Origin of the sequence: Streptomyces sp. NBC_00525 (assembly GCF_036346595.1) — a bacterium.
In the GTDB taxonomy this organism is placed as follows: domain Bacteria; phylum Actinomycetota; class Actinomycetes; order Streptomycetales; family Streptomycetaceae; genus Streptomyces.
Genome location: NZ_CP107834.1, coordinates 793132 through 811603, shown reverse-complemented (window position 1 = coordinate 811603; position 18472 = coordinate 793132). Strand labels below are relative to the sequence as shown.

Below are 18472 nucleotides of genomic sequence, written 5' to 3'. Positions count from 1 at the left end.
CGGGGAAGGTACCGTTGCCGTTGCACCAGCGCCAGTTGCCTGTACGAGACGGAGTCGCACCGGATGCAGCACGCAGTGGGGGCCCCGCTGCCTCCGCCCCGAGGTCCCGGACACGGTCCCGCCGGCCCGCCGCACCCCGGCCCGCATCCCGGTGCGCCGGTCCCGCCGCAGCACCCGCCCGCCGCGCATCCGGGCCCCCCGCCCGCCGGCCCGCCCGTGCCGCAGGGCCCCGGTGGCTGGACCGGACCAGCGCCGCACCACGCCCCGGCCCCCCGCGAGACCACCGGACACGTCCAGCTGCCGCCGGGCCGGCCCGTGCCGCTGCCCGCCCCGCCCGCCGGACCCGGCACGGGCAACGCGACCCTCGCCGTGCTCCTGATCGGCCCCGCGGGCGCAGGGAAGACCACCGTGGCCCGGCTCTGGGCGGCCCGCCGCCGGGTGCCCACCGCCCACGTCAGCCTGGACGACGTCCGCGAGTGGGTCTGCTCCGGCTTCGCCGACCCGCAGTCCGGCTGGAACGACCAGTCCGAGGCCCAGTACCGCCTGGCCCGCCGCACCTGCGGCTTCGCCGCCCGCAACTTCCTGGCCAACGGCATCTCCTGCATCCTGGACGACGCCGTCTTCCCCGACCGGCCCGTCGTCGGCCTCGGCGGCTGGAAGCGCCACGTCGGCCCCGGCCTGCTGCCCGTCGTGCTGCTGCCCGGCCTGGAGATCGTCCTGGAGCGCAACGCCAAGCGCAGCGGCAACCGCCGCCTCTCCGACGAGGAGGTGGCCCGCATCCACGGCCGGATGGCCGGCTGGTACGGCTCCGGACTGCCGATCATCGACAACTCGACGTACGACGTGGAGACCACCGCCAGGGTCCTGGACGACATACTCGCCCGCTCCCTGGCCAGCCCTCCGTCCTGGTGATCCCCGGCCGCGGCCCCGGCGCGGCCCCCCGGTCGGATGCGCCCGCCGGGCGGGCCAGCCGCCCCGCTCGTACGCTCGACGCATGTCAGAGGTGTACGCCGTCCGACGCGGGCTGCTCCGCGACCGCTGCGCCGCTGTCGGAGCCGCGGCCGCCCTGGTCTCCCGCCCCGCCAACGTCCGCTACCTCGCCGGGGGAGCGCCGCCGGGCGCGGTCCTGCTGCTCGGCCCCGGCGAGGACGTCCTCCTGTGCCCGCGCCCGCCGACCGGTGACCCGGCGGACGGACGGCCCGACGAGCAGCTGAGGGTGGACCCGCTGCCGGTGGCCGGCGCCGATCCGGTGGTCGCGGCGGCGGAGCTGGCCGCGACGGGCGGCGCCCGGTCGCTGGCCGTCGAGGAGCACTACCTGACGGTCGCCCGGCACCGGGCCATGGCCTCCGTCGCGCCGAAGCTGCGGCTGGCCGACCTGGGCGCCACCGTGGAGCAGTTGCGCGTCGTGAAGGACGAGGAGGAGATCGGCTGTCTGCGGATCGCGGCCGAGATCACCGACCAGGCGCTGGGCGAACTCCTCGAATCCATCCTCGTCGGCCGCACCGAACGGCACCTGGCGCTGGAGCTGGAGCGCCGGCTGGTGGACCACGGCGCCGACGGGCCCGCCTTCGCCACCTCAGTCGCCACCGGCCCGAACTCCGGCCGCGGCCGCCACCGGCCGACCGACCGGCGGGTGGAGGAGGGGGATTTCCTCTCCGTCTGCCTGGGCGCCAACTACCGCGGCTACCGCTGCGAGATCGGCCGGACCTTCGTCATCGGCACGGCCCCCGCCGACTGGCAGATCGAACTGTACGAGCTCGTTTTCGCCGCTCAGCGGGCCGGCCGCGAGGCCCTGCTGCCCGGCGCCGAGTACCGTGACGTGGACCGGGCCGCCCGCCATCTCCTGGACTCGGCGGGCTACGGAGAGGGCCTCGCCCCCTCCACGGGCCACGGGGTGGGGCTCGAAATCGATGAGGACCCGCAGTTGGCACCCGCAGCCATGGGTAAACTGGACGCTTGTGTGCCGGTCACTGTCGAGCCGGGGGTCCACCTCCCCGGTCGGGGCGGGGTCCGGATCGATGACACGCTCGTCGTGCGCCCCGAGGCGGACGGCGGACCCGAGCTACTCACCATTACGACCAAGGAGCTGCTCGCGCTGTAGCGCGTGTCCCTCGGTCGTTCCACCAGCTTCAGTCCAGGAGATTCCGCAACCGTGGCTTCCACGAACGACCTCAAGAACGGCCTGGTGCTCAAGCTCGACGGGGGCCAGCTCTGGTCCGTCGTCGAGTTCCAGCACGTCAAGCCCGGCAAGGGCCCGGCCTTCGTGCGCACCAAGCTCAAGAACGTGCTCTCCGGCAAGGTCGTCGACAAGACCTTCAACGCAGGCATCAAGGTCGAGACGGCCACCGTCGACCGGCGCGACATGCAGTTCTCGTACATGGACGGCGAGTACTTCGTCTTCATGGACATGGACACGTACGACCAGCTGATGATCGAGCGCAAGACCGTCGGCGACGCCGCCAACTTCCTCGTCGAGGGCTTCACCGCCACCGTCGCCCAGCACGAGGGCGAGGTGCTCTACGTCGAGCTGCCGGCCGCCGTCGAGCTGACCATCCAGCACACGGAGCCGGGCGTCCAGGGCGACCGCTCCACCGGCGGCACCAAGCCCGCCACCCTGGAGACCGGTTACGAGATCGGTGTCCCGCTCTTCATCACCACGGGTGAGAAGATCAAGGTCGACACCCGCTCCGGCGAGTACCTCAGCCGGGTGAACAAGTAGTCGTGGCTGCCCGTAACACGGCCCGCAAGCGCGCCTTCCAGATCCTCTTCGAGGCCGACCAGCGCGGTGCGTCCGTGCTGACGGTCCTCGCGGACTGGGTGCGGCACTCGCGCTCCGACACCCGTCAGCCGCCGGTCACCGAGTACACGATGGAGCTGGTCGAGGGGTACGCGCAGTACGCGGACCGCATCGACGACCTCATCGTCACGTACTCCGAGGGCTGGGACCTCGACCGCATGCCGGTCGCCGACCGGAACATCCTGCGGCTCGGCGCCTACGAGCTGATCTGGGTGGACGCCACCCCGGACGCGGTCGTGATCGACGAGGCGGTGCAGATCGCCAAGGAGTTCTCGACCGACGACTCCCCGTCCTTCGTGAACGGCCTGCTGGCCCGTTTCAAGGACCTCAAGCCGAATCTCCGCCGGGAGCAGTGACACCCCGGCGGCATTCCGCCCACGAAGGGCCCACGGCCACCCGGCCGTGGGCCCTTCGGCATGTCCGGCGGGCCTCCCGCCCGCGCGCCGGCCGCCGGGCCCACGCGAACGGGCCGACGAGGCACCCGTAAGGGGCCCCGCCGGCCCGGCGGCACGTTTCTCCCGAAGGGGGCGGATCAGCCCTCGTCGTGGGCGACGGCACGGCGCGCGTCCGCGTCCAGCACGCCCCAGCTGATCAGCTGCTCCGTCAGCACGGAAGGCGACTGGTCGTAGATCACGGCCAGCGTGCGCAGGTCGTCCTGGCGGATCGACAGCACCTTGCCGTTGTAGTCGCCGCGCTGGCTCTGGATCGTGGCCGCGTAGCGCTGGAGCGGGCCCGCCTTCTCCGGCGGCACGTGCGCCAGGCGCTCCAGCTGCAGGACGAGCTTCGGCGGCGGCTCGGCGGCGCCGCCCGGCGTCGTGCCCGGCAGGAGCTCCTGGACCGGGACACCGTAGAAGTCCGCCAGCTCGGCAAGGCGCTGTACGGTCACGGCACGGTCGCCGCGTTCGTACGAACCGACCACGACGGCCTTCCAGCGGCCCTGGGACTTCTCCTCCACGCCGTGGAGGGAGAGGCCCTGCTGGGTGCGGATGGCACGGAGCTTGGCCCCGAGCTGCTTTGCGTATTCGCTGGACATATGGCTCCCCGGACGCTGGAACGTACGCGGCTGCGCCGCGTGGCTGGTAACTCACTGTGAGGTTACGCAGCGTTACTTGGTCGCGTCAAGCTGAGATGGTCCGTACCGGCTTTCCCCGGGGGCGGGGAAGGGTCCGGTCGTGGGCCCTGGTAGCGTGGTAGACGCACATCCGACGTCCTTTAAGGTCCGTCCCGTGAGGCGGAGAAGGAGGTCCGTTTCTTATGGACGCACAGCACGACGCCACCGGCAACGCGGCCCGCCCCGTTCTGGAGGCCCCCGACCTCGCACGGGTGCTCACCCGCATCGCCCACGAGATCGTCGAACGCGCCAAGGGCGCCGACGACGTGGTGCTCCTCGGCATCCCGACCCGCGGTGTCTTCCTCGCCCGCAGGCTCGCCGCCAAGCTCGAAGAGATCACCGGCCGCACGATCCCGGTCGGCTCCCTCGACATCACGATGTACCGCGACGACCTCCGGCTGCGCCCCGCGCGCGCCCTGGCCCGCACCGAGATCCCCGGCGAGGGCATCGAGGGCCGCCTGGTCGTCCTCGTCGACGACGTCCTCTTCTCCGGCCGCACGATCCGCGCCGCCCTCGACGCACTGGGCGACATCGGCCGGCCCCGTGCGGTGCAGCTCGCGGTCCTGGTGGACCGCGGCCACCGCGAACTGCCGATCCGCGCCGACTACGTCGGCAAGAACCTCCCCACGTCGCTGCGGGAGACGGTCAAGGTCCAGCTCGCCGAGGAGGACGGCCGCGACGCCGTGCTGCTCGGGGTCGAGCAGGACGCCTCAGCGGTCGAGCGCTAGCCACCCACCCGTACGGCCCCGCCCGCCGTACGGCGGCTTCCGCGCGCCCGCATGCCTGAAAACTCCAGCCACCCGGAGAACACCCAGATGAAGCGTCACCTCATCTCGGCCGCCGACCTCACCCGCGACGACGCCGTCCTGATCCTCGACACCGCCGAGGAGATGGCCAGGGTCGCCGACCGGCCGATCAAGAAACTCCCGACCCTGCGCGGCCGGACCGTCGTCAACCTCTTCTTCGAGGACTCGACCCGGACCCGCATCTCCTTCGAGGCGGCCGCCAAGAGGCTGTCCGCCGACGTCATCAACTTCTCCGCGAAGGGCTCGTCCGTCTCCAAGGGCGAATCCCTCAAGGACACCGCCCTGACCCTGGAGGCCATGGGCGCCGACGCCGTCGTCATCCGCCACGGCGCCTCTGGCGCCCCGTACCGCCTGGCCACCTCCGGATGGATCGACGGCGCGGTCGTCAACGCGGGCGACGGCACCCACGAGCACCCCACCCAGGCCCTGCTCGACGCCTTCACCATGCGCCGCCGGCTCGTCGGCGCCGACACCGGGCTCGGCAAGGACCTCGAAGGCCGCCGGATCACCATCGTCGGCGACATCCTGCACAGCCGCGTCGCCCGCTCCAACGTCCACCTGCTGAACACGCTCGGCGCCCACGTCACCCTGGTGGCCCCGCCGACCCTGGTCCCGGTCGGGGTCGAGCGGTGGCCCTGCGAGGTCAGCTACGGCCTCGACGAGGTGCTGCCCCAGTCCGACGCTGTGATGATGCTGCGTGTGCAGCGTGAGCGGATGAACGCCGCCTACTTCCCGACCGAGCGCGAGTACTCGCGCCGCTACGGCCTGGACGGCGAGCGCATGGCGAAGATGCCCGAGCACGCCGTCGTCATGCACCCCGGCCCGATGGTCCGCGGCATGGAGATCACCGCCGAGGTCGCCGACTCCGACCGCTGCACGGTGGTCGAGCAGGTCGCCAACGGCGTCTCCATCCGCATGGCCGTGCTCTACCTGCTGCTCGGCGGCTACGAGCAGGCCGCCGCCCCCGCCCCCGCCGCCCGTACCGAGGAGAACAAGTAACCATGAGCAAGATCCTTATCCGCGGCGCGAAGGTACTCGGCGGCGACCCGCAGGACGTCCTCATCGACGGCGAGACCATCGCCGAGGTCGGCACCGGCCTCGACGCCGGCGACGCCACCGTGATCGAGGCGGCCGGCCAGGTCCTGCTGCCCGGCCTCGTCGACCTGCACACCCACCTGCGCGAGCCCGGCCGCGAGGACTCCGAGACCGTCCTCACCGGCACCAGGGCCGCCGCGGCCGGCGGCTTCACCGCCGTGCACGCCATGGCCAACACCTTCCCGGTCGCCGACACCGCCGGCGTCGTCGAGCAGGTCTGGCGGCTCGGCAGGGAGTCCGGCTACTGCGACGTGCAGCCCGTGGGCGCCGTCACCGTCGGCCTGGAGGGCAAGCAGCTCGCCGAGCTGGGCGCCATGCACGACTCCGCCGCCGGGGTGAAGGTCTTCTCCGACGACGGCAAGTGCGTCGACGACGCGGTCATCATGCGCCGCGCCCTGGAGTACGTGAAGGCGTTCGACGGCGTCGTCGCCCAGCACGCCCAGGAGCCCCGCCTCACCGAGGGCGCCCAGATGAACGAGGGCATCGTCTCGGCGGAGCTGGGCCTCGGCGGCTGGCCCGCCGTCGCCGAGGAGTCGATCATCGCCCGCGACGTCCTGCTCGCCGCCCACGTCGGCTCCCGCGTGCACATCTGCCACCTGTCCACCGCAGGCTCCGTCGAGATCGTGCGCTGGGCCAAGTCCAAGGGCTGGAACGTCACCGCCGAGGTCACCCCGCACCACCTCCTCCTCACCGACGAGCTGGTCCGGTCCTACAACCCGGTCTACAAGGTCAACCCGCCGCTGCGCACCGAGGCCGACGTGCTGGCCCTGCGCGAGGCCCTCGCCGACGGCACCATCGACTGCGTCGCCACCGACCACGCCCCGCACCCGCACGAGGACAAGGACTGCGAGTGGGCCGCCGCCGCCATGGGCATGGTGGGCCTGGAGACCGCGCTCTCCGTCGTCCAGCAGACGATGGTGGAGACCGGGCTGCTCGACTGGGCCGGCGTCGCCGACCGCATGTCGGCCCGCCCCGCGGCCATCGGACGGCTCGAAGGACACGGCCGCCCCGTCTCGGCGGGTGAGCCCGCCAACCTCACCCTGGTCGATCCGGCATACCGTGGAACCGTGGACCCCGCGGGCTTCGCCTCCCGCAGCCGCAACACCCCGTACGAGGGACGCGAGCTGCCGGGCCGAGTGACCCACACCTTCCTGCGGGGCCGTGCCACGGTCGTCGACGGGAAGCTCGCGTGACAACACAGACCCTGTACCAACTGGCCGCCGAGCAGAAGTCGGCGGAAGTGACCGACTGGTCCGCACGGATCAGTTGGGTGATCGGACTCGTCGTCCTCGTCGTGTTCGTCTACTGGCTGATGCGCCAGGGCTGGAAGTGGCGCGGCAACCTCCAGTCGGACCTGCCCGCCCCGGCGAGCACCCCCGAGGGCTTCGCTGACGGCTCCGCGGACGGCGAGAAGCCGCTCACCCTCACCGGCCGCTACCACGCCTCGACCACCGCCGGGCAGTGGCTCGACCGGATCGTGGCCCACGGCCTCGGCACCCGCAGCCGCGTCGAGCTGACCCTCACCGCCGAGGGCCTCGACGTCGCCAGGCCCGGCGCGGCCGGCTTCTTCGTCCCCGCCGCCGACCTGCGCGGCGCCCGCACCGAGAAGGCACTGGCGGGCAAGGTCCTGCCCGAGGGCGGCCTCCTCGTCGTCACCTGGGCGCTCGGCGACCAGCTGATCGACTCCGGATTCCGCTCCGACCACGCGGCCGAACACCCCGCGTGGGTCGACGCCGTCAACCACCTCACCAGCACTACGGAAGGCATCGCACGATGACGACCTCCACTCGGGGAGCCCAGGCTCCCGCCGTACTCGTCCTGGAGGACGGCCGCACCTTCCGCGGCCGTGCCTACGGGGCTGTGGGGGAGACCTTCGGCGAGGCGGTCTTCTCCACCGGCATGACCGGCTACCAGGAGACGCTGACCGACCCCTCGTACTACCGCCAGGTCGTCGTGATGACCGCCCCGCACGTCGGCAACACCGGCGTCAACGACGAGGACCCCGAGTCCCAGCGGATCTGGGTCTCCGGCTACGTCGTCCGCGACCCCGCCCGCACCCCCTCCAACTGGCGCTCCCGCCGCACCCTCGACCAGGAACTGGCCGACCAGGGCGTCGTCGGCATCAGCGGCATCGACACCCGCGCCCTCACCCGCCACCTGCGCGAGCGCGGCGCCATGCGCGTCGGCATCTTCTCCGGCGCCGCCGTCACCGACGACACCGCGATGCTCGACCGCGTGCGGCAGGCCCCCGAGATGAAGGGCGCCGACCTCTCCGCCGAGGTCGCCACCAAGGAGACCTACGTCGTTCCCGCGGCCGGCACCAAGAAGTTCACCGTCGCCGCGATCGACCTCGGCATCAAGGGCATGACCCCGCACCGGATGGCCGAGCGCGGCATCGAGGTGCACGTGCTGCCCGCCACCGCCACCCTGGACGAGATCTACGCCGTCGCCCCGGACGGCGTCTTCTTCTCCAACGGCCCCGGCGACCCGGCCACCGCCGACCACCCCGTCGCCCTCATGCGGGGCGTCCTGGACCGGGGCACCCCGCTCTTCGGGATCTGCTTCGGCAACCAGATCCTGGGCCGCGCGCTCGGCTTCGGCACCTACAAGCTGAAGTACGGCCACCGCGGCATCAACCAGCCCGTGCAGGACCGCTCGACCGGCAAGGTCGAGGTCACCGCGCACAACCACGGCTTCGCCGTCGACGCCCCCCTCGACAAGGTCTCCGACACCGCCTACGGCCGCGCCGAGGTCTCCCACGTCTGCCTCAACGACAACGTGGTGGAGGGCCTCCAGCTGCTCGACCGCCCGGCCTTCAGCGTCCAGTACCACCCCGAGGCGGCCGCCGGCCCGCACGACGCCGCGTACCTCTTCGACCGTTTCGTCTCCCTGATGGAGGGCCAGCGTGCCTAAGCGCTCCGATATCCAGTCCGTCCTGGTCATCGGCTCCGGCCCGATCGTCATCGGGCAGGCCGCCGAGTTCGACTACTCCGGCACCCAGGCGTGCCGCGTGCTCAAGGCCGAGGGCCTGCGCGTCATCCTGGTGAACTCCAACCCGGCGACGATCATGACCGACCCGGAGATCGCCGACGCCACCTACGTCGAGCCGATCACCCCCGAGTTCGTCGAGAAGATCATCGCCAAGGAGCGCCCCGACGCGCTCCTGCCCACCCTGGGCGGCCAGACCGCGCTCAACACCGCGATCTCCATGCACGAGAACGGTGTCCTCGACAAGTACGGCGTCGAGCTCATCGGCGCCAACGTCGAGGCCATCAACAAGGGCGAGGACCGCGACCTCTTCAAGGGCGTCGTGGAGGCCGTCAAGGAGAAGATCGGCTACGGCGAGTCCGCCCGCTCGGTCATCTGCCACTCCATGGACGACGTCCTGGCCGGTGTGGAGACCCTCGGCGGCTACCCCGTCGTCGTCCGCCCCTCCTTCACCATGGGCGGCGCCGGCTCCGGCTTCGCCCACGACGAGGCCGAGCTGCGCCGCATCGCGGGCCAGGGCCTCACGCTCTCCCCGACCACCGAGGTGCTCCTGGAGGAGTCCATCCTCGGCTGGAAGGAGTACGAGCTGGAGCTGATGCGCGACCGCAACGACAACGTCGTGGTCGTCTGCTCCATCGAGAACTTCGACCCGATGGGCGTCCACACCGGTGACTCGATCACCGTCGCCCCGGCGATGACCCTCACCGACCGCGAGTACCAGCGGCTGCGCGACATCGGCATCGCGATCATCCGCGAGGTCGGCGTCGACACCGGCGGCTGCAACATCCAGTTCGCCATCGACCCGTCCGACGGCCGCGTCATCGTCATCGAGATGAACCCGCGCGTCTCCCGCTCCTCGGCGCTCGCCTCCAAGGCCACCGGCTTCCCGATCGCCAAGATCGCCGCCAAGCTGGCCGTCGGCTACACGCTCGACGAGATCCCCAACGACATCACCGAGAAGACCCCGGCCTCCTTCGAGCCGACCCTCGACTACGTCGTCGTCAAGGCACCGCGCTTCGCCTTCGAGAAGTTCCCCTCCGCCGACTCCACCCTCACCACCACCATGAAGTCGGTGGGCGAGGCCATGGCCATCGGCCGGAACTTCACCGAGGCCCTCCAGAAGGCCCTGCGCTCGCTGGAGAAGAAGGGCTCGCAGTTCACCTTCACCGGCGACCCCGGCGACAAGGCCGAGCTGCTGGCCGCCGCCGTCCGCCCGACCGACGGCCGGGTGAACGCCGTCATGCAGGCGATCCGGGCCGGCGCCACCCAGGAGGAGGTCTTCGACGCCACGAAGATCGACCCCTGGTTCGTGGACCAGCTCTTCCTCATCAAGGAGATCGCCGACGAGCTGGCCGCCGCCGACAAGCTCGGGCCCGAGCTGCTGGGCGAGGCCAAGCGGCACGGCTTCTCGGACGTCCAGATCGCCGAGATCCGCGGCTTGCGCGAGGACGTCGTCCGCGAGGTGCGCCACTCGCTCGGCGTCCGCCCGGTCTACAAGACGGTCGACACCTGCGCCGCCGAGTTCGCCGCGAGGACGCCGTACTTCTACTCCTCCTACGACGAGGAGAGCGAGGTCGCGCCCCGCACCCGCCCCGCGGTGATCATCCTGGGCTCCGGCCCCAACCGCATCGGCCAGGGCATCGAGTTCGACTACTCCTGCGTCCACGCCTCCTTCGCGCTCAGCGACGCCGGCTACGAGACCGTGATGGTCAACTGCAACCCGGAGACGGTCTCCACCGACTACGACACCTCCGACCGCCTCTACTTCGAGCCGCTGACGCTCGAGGACGTGCTGGAGATCGTGCACGCCGAGTCCCTCGCCGGACCCGTCGCGGGCGTCGTCGTCCAGCTCGGCGGCCAGACCCCGCTGGGCCTCTCGCAGGCCCTCAAGGACAACGGCGTGCCTGTCGTCGGCACCCCGCCGGAGGCCATCCACGCCGCCGAGGACCGCGGCGCCTTCGGCCGCGTCCTGGCCGAGGCCGGACTGCCCGCCCCCAAGCACGGCACCGCCACCACCTTCACCGAGGCCAAGGAGATCGCCGACGAGATCGGCTACCCCGTCCTCGTACGCCCCTCGTACGTGCTCGGCGGGCGCGGCATGGAGATCGTGTACGACGAGACCCGGCTCTCGGCGTACATCTCCGAGTCCACCGAGATCAGCCCCACCCGGCCGGTCCTGGTCGACCGCTTCCTCGACGACGCCATCGAGATCGACGTGGACGCCCTCTACGACGGCACCGAGCTGTACCTCGGCGGCGTCATGGAGCACATCGAGGAGGCCGGCATCCACTCCGGCGACTCCGCCTGTGCGCTGCCCCCGATCACCCTCGGCGGCCACGACATCAAGCGGCTGCGCGCCTCCACGGAGGCCATCGCCAAGGGCGTCGGCGTCCGCGGCCTGATCAACATCCAGTTCGCGCTCTCCGGCGACATCCTCTACGTCCTGGAGGCCAACCCGCGCGCCTCGCGGACCGTGCCCTTCACCTCGAAGGCGACCGCGGTCCCGCTCGCCAAGGCCGCCGCCCGCATCTCGCTGGGCGCGACCGTCGCCGAGCTGCGCGAGGAGGGCCTGCTGCCGAAGACCGGCGACGGCGGCACCCTGCCGCTGGACGCGCCGATCTCCGTCAAGGAGGCCGTCATGCCGTGGTCGCGCTTCCGCGACATCCACGGCCGCGGCGTCGACACCATCCTCGGCCCGGAGATGCGCTCCACCGGCGAGGTCATGGGCATCGACTCGGTCTTCGGCACCGCCTACGCCAAGTCGCAGGCCGGTGCCTACGGGCCGCTGCCCACCAAGGGCCGCGCCTTCATCTCGGTGGCCAACCGGGACAAGCGCTCGATGATCTTCCCGGCCCGCGAGCTGGTCGCCCACGGCTTCGAGCTGCTGGCCACCTCCGGCACCGCCGAGGTCCTCAAGCGCAACGGCATCAACGCCACGGTCGTGCGCAAGCAGTCCGAGGGCGAGGGCCCCAACGGCGAGAAGACCATCGTCCAGCTGATTCACGAGGGCGGGGTGGACCTCATCGTCAACACCCCCTACGGGACCGGCGGCCGGCTCGACGGCTACGAGATCCGCACCGCGGCCGTCGCCCGGTCCGTGCCCTGCCTGACCACGGTCCAGGCGCTCGCCGCGGCCGTCCAGGGCATCGACGCCCTCAACAACGGGGACGTCGGCGTCCGTTCGCTCCAGGAACACGCGGAACACCTGACCGCGGCCCGCGACTGAGAAGCCCACAAGGGGGACACCGGAAACGGTGTCCCCCTCTCCATGAGGACACCGTGATGTACAAGTTCTTCTTCCAGCTGGTCTTCAAGCGCATGGACGCCGAGCGCGCCCACCACCTGGCCTTCCGCTGGATTCGCCTCGCCGCCCGCGTCCCCGTGCTGCGCACCTTCCTCGCCGCAGCCCTCGCCCCCCGGTACAAGGAGCTGCGCACCGAGGCCCTGGGCCTGCGGATGCACGGCCCCTTCGGCCTCGCCGCCGGCTTCGACAAGAACGCGGTCGCGATCGACGGCATGGCGATGCTCGGCTTCGACCACGTCGAGATCGGCACCGTCACCGGCGAACCGCAGCCCGGCAACCCGAAGCGGCGGCTGTTCCGCCTGGTGGCGGACCGCGCGCTGATCAACCGCATGGGCTTCAACAACGAGGGCTCCGCCGCCGTCGCCGCCCGGCTCGCCGCCCGCAAGCCGGTCTTCCGCACCGCCGTGGGCGTCAACATCGGCAAGACCAAGGTCGTCGCCGAGGCCGACGCCGCCGCCGACTACGTGAAGTCCACCGAGCGCCTCGCCGCCCACGCCGACTACCTCGTCGTCAACGTCTCCTCGCCCAACACCCCCGGCCTGCGCAACCTCCAGGCCACCGAGTCGCTGCGCCCGCTGCTCACCGCCGTGCGCGAGGCCGCCGACCGGACCGTCACCCACCGCCGCGTCCCGCTGCTGGTCAAGATCGCCCCGGACCTCGCCGACGAGGACGTGGACGCCGTCGCCGACCTCGCCGTCGAACTCGGCCTGGACGGCATCATCGCCACCAACACCACCATCGCCCGCGAGGGCCTGGGCCTGACGTCCCCGCCCGCACTGGTGAAGGAGACCGGCGGACTGTCCGGAGCCCCCCTCAAGGCGCGCTCCCTGGAGGTCCTCGGCCGCCTCCACCGGCGCGTGGGCGACCGGATCACCCTGGTGGGCGTCGGCGGCATCGAGAACGCCGAGGACGCCTGGCAGCGCATCCTCGCCGGGGCGACGCTCGTCCAGGGCTACAGCGCCTTCATCTACGAGGGACCCTTCTACGCCCGTGCCATCCACAAGGGCCTGGCCGCGCGCCTGGCCGCGTCCCCGTACGCCACGCTCGCCGACGCCGTCGGCGCGGAAAGCCGGAAGGCAGCGAAATGACCCTGGAACCCTTCGGCGCCCGGCTGCGCCACGCCATGGACACCCGAGGCCCGCTCTGCGTCGGCATCGACCCGCACGCCTCGCTGCTCACCGCCTGGGGGCTGAGCGACGACATCGCCGGCCTGGAGCGGTTCACCCGGACCGTCGTCGAGGCGCTGGCCGACCGGGTCGCCGTGCTCAAGCCGCAGTCCGCGTTCTTCGAGCGCTTCGGCTCGCGCGGCATCGCGGTCCTGGAGAAGGCCGTCGAGGAGGCCCGCGCGGCCGGCGCCCTGGTCCTGATGGACGCCAAGCGCGGCGACATCGGCTCCACCATGGGTGCCTACGCGGCGACCTACCTGGACAAGGACTCGCCGCTGTTCTCGGACGCGGTCACCGTCTCGCCCTACCTCGGCTTCGGCTCGCTGCGCCCGGCGCTCGACGCGGCGGCGATCTCCGGCGCCGGCGTCTTCGTCCTCGCGCTGACCTCCAACCCGGAGGGCGCCGAGGTGCAGCGCGCCACCGCCGCCGACGGCCGTCCGCTGGCCCAGCTGATGCTCGACCACATGGCCGCCGAGAACGCGGGCGCCGCCCCGCTCGGCTCGGTCGGCGCGGTGGTCGGGGCCACGCTGGGCGACGCGGGAGTGGACCTCGCGATCAACGGCCCGCTGCTCGCACCGGGGATCGGCGCGCAGGGGGCGACCCCGGCGGACCTGCCGGGCGTCTTCGGGGACGCGGTGGGCAATGTGGTGCCCAGCGTGAGCCGGGGCGTGCTGCGCCACGGCCCGGACGTGGCGGGGCTGCGCGACGCGGCAGGGCGGTTCGCGGACGAGGTCCGGACGGCCGTCTCGGACCGCTGAGTGTGCCCCTTCACACCGTGTTGACGAAATCCTGACCAAAAAAGTCGGTCGTTATGCCTGAAAAGTCCTGGTCGGCTGAGGCTGACCAGGACTTTTCGTCTGTTCTCGCTGACTCCGGCGGCCTTGGCCGCTAGTCTCCGTCGAGAGCCGACGCGCACGGGGTGTTCGCGGCTCACCAGGTGAGGGGCGCTCCAGTCGCCTCACCGGTCCGTATCCGACAGATCGACATCCGAGGTGACGTAGGCGTGGCTCTTCCGCCCCTTACCCCTGAACAGCGCGCAGCCGCGCTCGAAAAGGCCGCCGCGGCTCGCCGGGAGCGGGCCGAGGTCAAGAATCGACTCAAGCACTCCGGCGCCTCCCTCCACGAGGTCATCAAGTCGGGCCAGGAGAACGACGTCATCGGCAAGATGAAGGTCTCCGCCCTGCTGGAGTCCCTGCCCGGCGTGGGCAAGGTCCGTGCCAAGCAGATCATGGAGCGGCTCGGCATCTCCGAGAGCCGCCGCGTGCGGGGTCTGGGCTCCAACCAGATCGCATCCCTGGAGCGCGAGTTCGGCGGCACCGCCGCCTGACGTTCTCAGGCACTCCTGAGAACCTGGATAATCGCTCCATGGCTGCAACATCGCGGGGGGCGTCCCCCGTACCCCCGGACGTACGTCCGCGGCTGACCGTGCTCTCCGGCCCCTCGGGGGTCGGCAAGAGCACGGTCGTCGCACATATGCGCAAGGTTCACCCCGAGGTGTGGCTGTCGGTGTCGGCGACGACCCGCAAGCCGCGCCCCGGCGAACGCAACGGCGTCCACTACTTCTTCGTGGACGACGAGGAGTTCGACAAGCTGATCGCCAACGGCGAACTGCTGGAGTGGGCCGAGTTCGCCGGCAACCGCTACGGCACGCCGCGCCGCGCCGTGCAGGAGCGGCTGGAGGCGGGGGAGCCGGTGCTCCTGGAGATCGACCTCCAGGGCGCCCGGCTGGTCCGCCAGTCCATGGCGGACGCGCAGCTCGTCTTCCTCGCCCCGCCGAGCTGGGAGGAGCTGGTGCGCCGGCTCACCGGCCGGGGGACCGAGGCGCCCGAGGTGATCGAACGCCGGCTCGGCGCCGCCAAGGTCGAGCTGGCCGCCGAATCGGAGTTCGACACGACGCTCGTCAACACCTCCGTCGAGGACGTGGCACGTGAGCTGCTAGCCTTGATGCTGGAGGCTTCCGGCCACCGGCCCGGCGGCGAGTGACCCACCGCCCGGCTCTTGATCTTCACCCCCTTCGGAAGGCAGAGCGTGTCCTCTTCCATCACCACGCCCGAGGGCATCATCAACCCGCCGATTGATGAGCTCCTTGAGGCAACCGACTCGAAGTACAGCCTCGTGATCTACGCCGCCAAGCGCGCGCGCCAGATCAACGCGTACTACTCGCAGCTCGGTGAGGGCCTTCTCGAGTACGTCGGTCCGCTCGTCGACACCCACGTGCACGAGAAGCCGCTCTCGATCGCGCTCCGCGAGATCAACGCCGGCCTGCTCACGTCCGAGGCCATCGAGGGCCCCGCGCAGTAAGCGGCGACGACGCGTCTTCACCACGGGTCCGGCGGCATCCCCGCCGGGCCCGCGGTGTGTCCCCGGGCCGACCGGCCGGTGCCCGCGCCCGTGAGGCAGCATGGGGGTGTACGTACGCCGGGTGCGTAACCGAGTGCGGGGAGACGCAGTGGACAAGCCGAAGGTCGTTCTGGGGGTCAGCGGCGGCATCGCCGCGTACAAGGCGTGCGAGCTGCTGCGCCGGCTGACCGAGTCCGGCCACGACGTACGGGTCGTCCCCACCGCGTCCGCCCTGAACTTCGTCGGCGCGGCCACCTGGTCGGCGCTCTCCGGCCACCCCGTCTCCACCGAGGTCTGGAACGACGTCCACGAGGTGCCGCACGTCCGGATCGGCCAGCACGCCGACCTCGTCGTCGTCGCCCCCGCCACCGCCGACACGCTGGCCAGGGCCGCCCACGGCCTCGCCGACGACCTGCTCACCAACACCCTGCTCACCGCCCGCTGCCCGGTCGTCTTCGCCCCGGCCATGCACACCGAGATGTGGGAGCACCCGGCCACCCGGGAGAACGTCGCCACGCTGCGCCGCCGGGGCGCCGTCGTCATCGAACCCGCCGTGGGCCGGCTCACCGGCGTGGACACCGGCAAGGGCCGGCTCCCCGATCCGGGCGAGATCTACGAGGTCTGCCGCCGCGTCCTCGCCCGCGGCGCGGCCGCCCCCGACCTCACCGGCCGGCACGTGGTCGTCAGCGCCGGCGGGACGCGCGAACCCCTCGACCCCGTCCGCTTCCTCGGCAACCGCTCCTCCGGCAAGCAGGGCTACGCCCTCGCCCGCACCGCCGTCGCCCGGGGCGCCCGCGTCACCCTCGTCGAGGCCAACACCGGGCTGCCCGACCCGTCCGGCGCCGACGTCGTGCGCGTGGGGACCGCGACCCAGCTGCGCGAGGCCGTGATCGAGGCGGCACGGGACGCCGACGTCGTCGTCATGGCGGCCGCGGTCGCCGATTTCCGGCCTGCCGAATACGCCACCGGCAAGATCAAGAAGAAGGACGGCAGGGAACCGGCCCCCCTCGCGCTCGTCCGCAATCCGGACATCCTCGCCGAGGTCGCCGCCGACCGCGCCGTGCCCGGACAGCTCGTCGTCGGATTCGCCGCCGAGACCGACGACGTCCTGGCCCACGGCCGCGAGAAGCTCCGCCGCAAGGGCTGCGACCTGCTGGTGGTCAACGAGGTGGGGGAGCGCAAGACCTTCGGCTCCGAGGAGAACGAGGCCGTGGTGCTCGCCGCCGACGGCACCGAGACGCCGGTGCCCCACGGCCCCAAGGAGGCGCTCGCCGACGTCGTATGGGACCTGGTGGCCGCCCGCCTCGGATGAATTTCCGGTGACACGCCGGGGTGGCGCGGGGCCGCGCGACCCGGCCGGGGCCCGGCGGACGGCGGGCTTCCGGGGCACTTCGACCTCGGTGGAACACGTCACAGGTCGGTCAAAGGGCGAGACACGGTGTCCGGCGGCCGGGGCCGACCGATAAACTGCAAGCCGGACCGTGCCGGGCGCAGCTCCCGGACGGTCCGGCCAATGATCAGCCAGCAGCCGCTGCAACCCCAGGGAGCGATGTGTCCCGCCGTCTCTTCACCTCGGAGTCCGTGACCGAGGGTCACCCCGACAAGATCGCCGACCAGATCAGCGACACCATCCTCGACGCGCTCCTGCGGGAGGACCCCTCCTCCCGCGTCGCCGTCGAGACCCTGATCACCACCGGTCTGGTGCACGTTGCCGGAGAGGTCACGACCAAGGCCTACGCCGACATTCCGACGCTGGTCCGCAACAAGGTCCTGGAGATCGGCTACGACTCCTCCAAGAAGGGCTTCGACGGCGCCTCCTGCGGCGTCTCGGTGTCCATCGGCGCGCAGTCTCCGGACATCGCGCAGGGCGTCGACACCGCGTACGAGAAGCGGGTCGAGGGTGCCTCCCAGAGGGACCAGGAAGACGAGCTCGACAAGCAGGGCGCCGGCGACCAGGGCCTGATGTTCGGCTACGCCTGCGACGAGACCCCGGAGCTGATGCCGCTGCCGATCTACCTCGCGCACCGGCTCTCGCGCCGGCTGTCCGAGGTCCGCAAGAACGGGACCATCCCGTACCTGCGCCCCGACGGCAAGACCCAGGTCACCATCGAGTACGACGGCGACAAGGCCATCCGCCTCGACACCGTCGTCGTCTCCTCGCAGCACGCCAGCGACATCGACCTCGACTCGCTGCTCGCGCCCGACATCCGCGAGTTCGTCGTCGAGCACGTGCTGTCCCAGCTCATCGAGGACGGCATCAAGCTCGAAACCGAGGGCTACCGCCTCCTCGTCAACCCGACCGGCCGCTTCGAGATCGGCGGCCCGATGGGCGACGCGGGCCTGACCGGCCGCAAGATCATCATCGACACCTACGGGGGCATGGCCCGCCACGGCGGCGGCGCCTTCTCCGGCAAGGACCCGTCGAAGGTGGACCGCTCCGCCGCGTACGCCATGCGCTGGGTCGCCAAGAACGTCGTCGCCGCCGGGCTCGCCGCCCGCTGCGAGGTCCAGGTCGCGTACGCGATCGGCAAGGCCGAGCCGGTGGGCCTCTTCGTCGAGACCTTCGGCACCGCCGCGGTCGAGACCGAGAAGATCGAGCACGCCATCGGCGAGGTCTTCGACCTCCGCCCGGCCGCGATCATCCGCGACCTCGACCTGCTGCGCCCGATCTACTCCCAGACCGCCGCCTACGGCCACTTCGGCCGTGAGCTGCCGGACTTCACCTGGGAGCGCACGGACCGGGTGGACGCCCTGCGCGCCGCCGCCGGTCTGTAGGACGGCCAGGCAGTCCCACACCGGAGCCCGGACGCCGTCACGGCGTCCGGGCTCCGGCGCGTCGCGGTACGGGGGCCAAGGCGGAGGACG

Annotated in this window: 18 protein-coding genes; 17 read left to right on the top strand and 1 reads right to left on the bottom strand. The window is 71.7% G+C overall.

Annotation, left to right across the window (positions count from 1 at the left end; genetic code table 11):
- Positions 1-63: 63 nt before the first annotated feature.
- From OG710_RS03425 to nusB, 4 genes are all read left to right on the top strand, one after another.
- A complete protein-coding gene (locus tag OG710_RS03425; RefSeq protein ID WP_330238019.1) occupies positions 64-912 on the top strand; it encodes a Pro-rich N-terminal domain-containing protein in 849 nt (282 codons plus the stop codon).
- An 82-nt stretch (positions 913-994) separates the two neighbouring features.
- A complete protein-coding gene (locus OG710_RS03420; protein ID WP_330238018.1) occupies positions 995-2101 on the top strand; it encodes an aminopeptidase P family protein in 1107 nt (368 codons plus the stop codon).
- A 51-nt stretch (positions 2102-2152) separates the two neighbouring features.
- The gene (gene efp / locus OG710_RS03415) at positions 2153-2719 is read left to right on the top strand and encodes an elongation factor P (protein ID WP_111333929.1); all 567 of its coding nucleotides are present in this window, start codon (positions 2153-2155) and stop codon (positions 2717-2719) included.
- 2 nt (positions 2720-2721) lie between these two features.
- A complete protein-coding gene (gene nusB / locus OG710_RS03410) occupies positions 2722-3153 on the top strand; it encodes a transcription antitermination factor NusB (protein ID WP_111333930.1) in 432 nt (143 codons plus the stop codon).
- 176 nt (positions 3154-3329) lie between these two features.
- Here nusB and bldD read toward each other — a convergent pair whose 3' ends face one another.
- Positions 3330-3830 carry a transcriptional regulator BldD gene (bldD, locus tag OG710_RS03405; protein ID WP_018103903.1) on the bottom strand — a complete coding sequence of 167 codons (501 nt, stop codon included), beginning with the start codon at positions 3828-3830 and terminating at the stop codon, positions 3330-3332.
- A gap of 221 nt (positions 3831-4051) precedes the next feature.
- Between bldD and pyrR the strand changes: the two genes are divergently transcribed.
- The 13 genes from pyrR to metK all read left to right on the top strand — a co-directional run bounded on the left by pyrR (position 4052) and on the right by metK (position 18382).
- Positions 4052-4636, top strand: a complete 585-nt coding sequence (gene pyrR / locus OG710_RS03400; protein WP_111333932.1) for a bifunctional pyr operon transcriptional regulator/uracil phosphoribosyltransferase PyrR — start codon at positions 4052-4054, stop codon at positions 4634-4636.
- Between the two features lie 87 nt (positions 4637-4723).
- The gene (locus tag OG710_RS03395; protein ID WP_330238017.1) at positions 4724-5713 is read left to right on the top strand and encodes an aspartate carbamoyltransferase catalytic subunit; all 990 of its coding nucleotides are present in this window, start codon (positions 4724-4726) and stop codon (positions 5711-5713) included.
- A 2-nt stretch (positions 5714-5715) separates the two neighbouring features.
- Positions 5716-7002 (top strand): dihydroorotase, encoded by a 1287-nt coding sequence (locus tag OG710_RS03390; RefSeq protein WP_330238016.1) that lies wholly within the window; start codon positions 5716-5718, stop codon positions 7000-7002.
- Positions 6999-7586, top strand: coding sequence for a PH-like domain-containing protein (locus OG710_RS03385; RefSeq protein ID WP_330238015.1), 588 nt, complete (start codon positions 6999-7001; stop codon positions 7584-7586). Before OG710_RS03390 ends, OG710_RS03385 begins: the two co-directional genes overlap by 4 nt.
- Positions 7583-8722: a glutamine-hydrolyzing carbamoyl-phosphate synthase small subunit gene (gene carA / locus OG710_RS03380; RefSeq protein ID WP_330238014.1), complete on the top strand. Its 1140-nt coding sequence runs from the start codon at positions 7583-7585 to the stop codon at positions 8720-8722. The genes OG710_RS03385 and carA overlap by 4 nt, the downstream gene beginning before the upstream one ends.
- On the top strand, positions 8715-12023 hold the full coding sequence (gene carB / locus OG710_RS03375) for a carbamoyl-phosphate synthase large subunit (protein WP_330238013.1): 3309 nt from the start codon (positions 8715-8717) through the stop codon (positions 12021-12023). The genes carA and carB overlap by 8 nt, the downstream gene beginning before the upstream one ends.
- Before the next feature lie 56 nt (positions 12024-12079).
- A complete protein-coding gene (locus tag OG710_RS03370; protein WP_330238012.1) occupies positions 12080-13189 on the top strand; it encodes a quinone-dependent dihydroorotate dehydrogenase in 1110 nt (369 codons plus the stop codon).
- The gene (pyrF, locus tag OG710_RS03365) at positions 13186-14025 is read left to right on the top strand and encodes an orotidine-5'-phosphate decarboxylase (protein WP_330238011.1); all 840 of its coding nucleotides are present in this window, start codon (positions 13186-13188) and stop codon (positions 14023-14025) included. The genes OG710_RS03370 and pyrF overlap by 4 nt, the downstream gene beginning before the upstream one ends.
- A gap of 245 nt (positions 14026-14270) precedes the next feature.
- Positions 14271-14594: an integration host factor gene (locus tag OG710_RS03360; RefSeq protein WP_018103912.1), complete on the top strand. Its 324-nt coding sequence runs from the start codon at positions 14271-14273 to the stop codon at positions 14592-14594.
- Between the two features lie 38 nt (positions 14595-14632).
- Positions 14633-15250, top strand: a complete 618-nt coding sequence (gmk, locus tag OG710_RS03355) for a guanylate kinase (protein ID WP_111333940.1) — start codon at positions 14633-14635, stop codon at positions 15248-15250.
- A 45-nt stretch (positions 15251-15295) separates the two neighbouring features.
- Positions 15296-15568, top strand: a complete 273-nt coding sequence (gene rpoZ, locus OG710_RS03350; protein WP_003970369.1) for a DNA-directed RNA polymerase subunit omega — start codon at positions 15296-15298, stop codon at positions 15566-15568.
- Positions 15569-15716: 148 nt separating this feature from the next.
- The gene (gene coaBC / locus OG710_RS03345) at positions 15717-16919 is read left to right on the top strand and encodes a bifunctional phosphopantothenoylcysteine decarboxylase/phosphopantothenate--cysteine ligase CoaBC (RefSeq protein ID WP_330238010.1); all 1203 of its coding nucleotides are present in this window, start codon (positions 15717-15719) and stop codon (positions 16917-16919) included.
- A 239-nt stretch (positions 16920-17158) separates the two neighbouring features.
- On the top strand, positions 17159-18382 hold the full coding sequence (gene metK / locus OG710_RS03340) for a methionine adenosyltransferase (RefSeq protein WP_330238009.1): 1224 nt from the start codon (positions 17159-17161) through the stop codon (positions 18380-18382).
- The last annotated feature ends 90 nt before the right edge of the window (positions 18383-18472 follow it).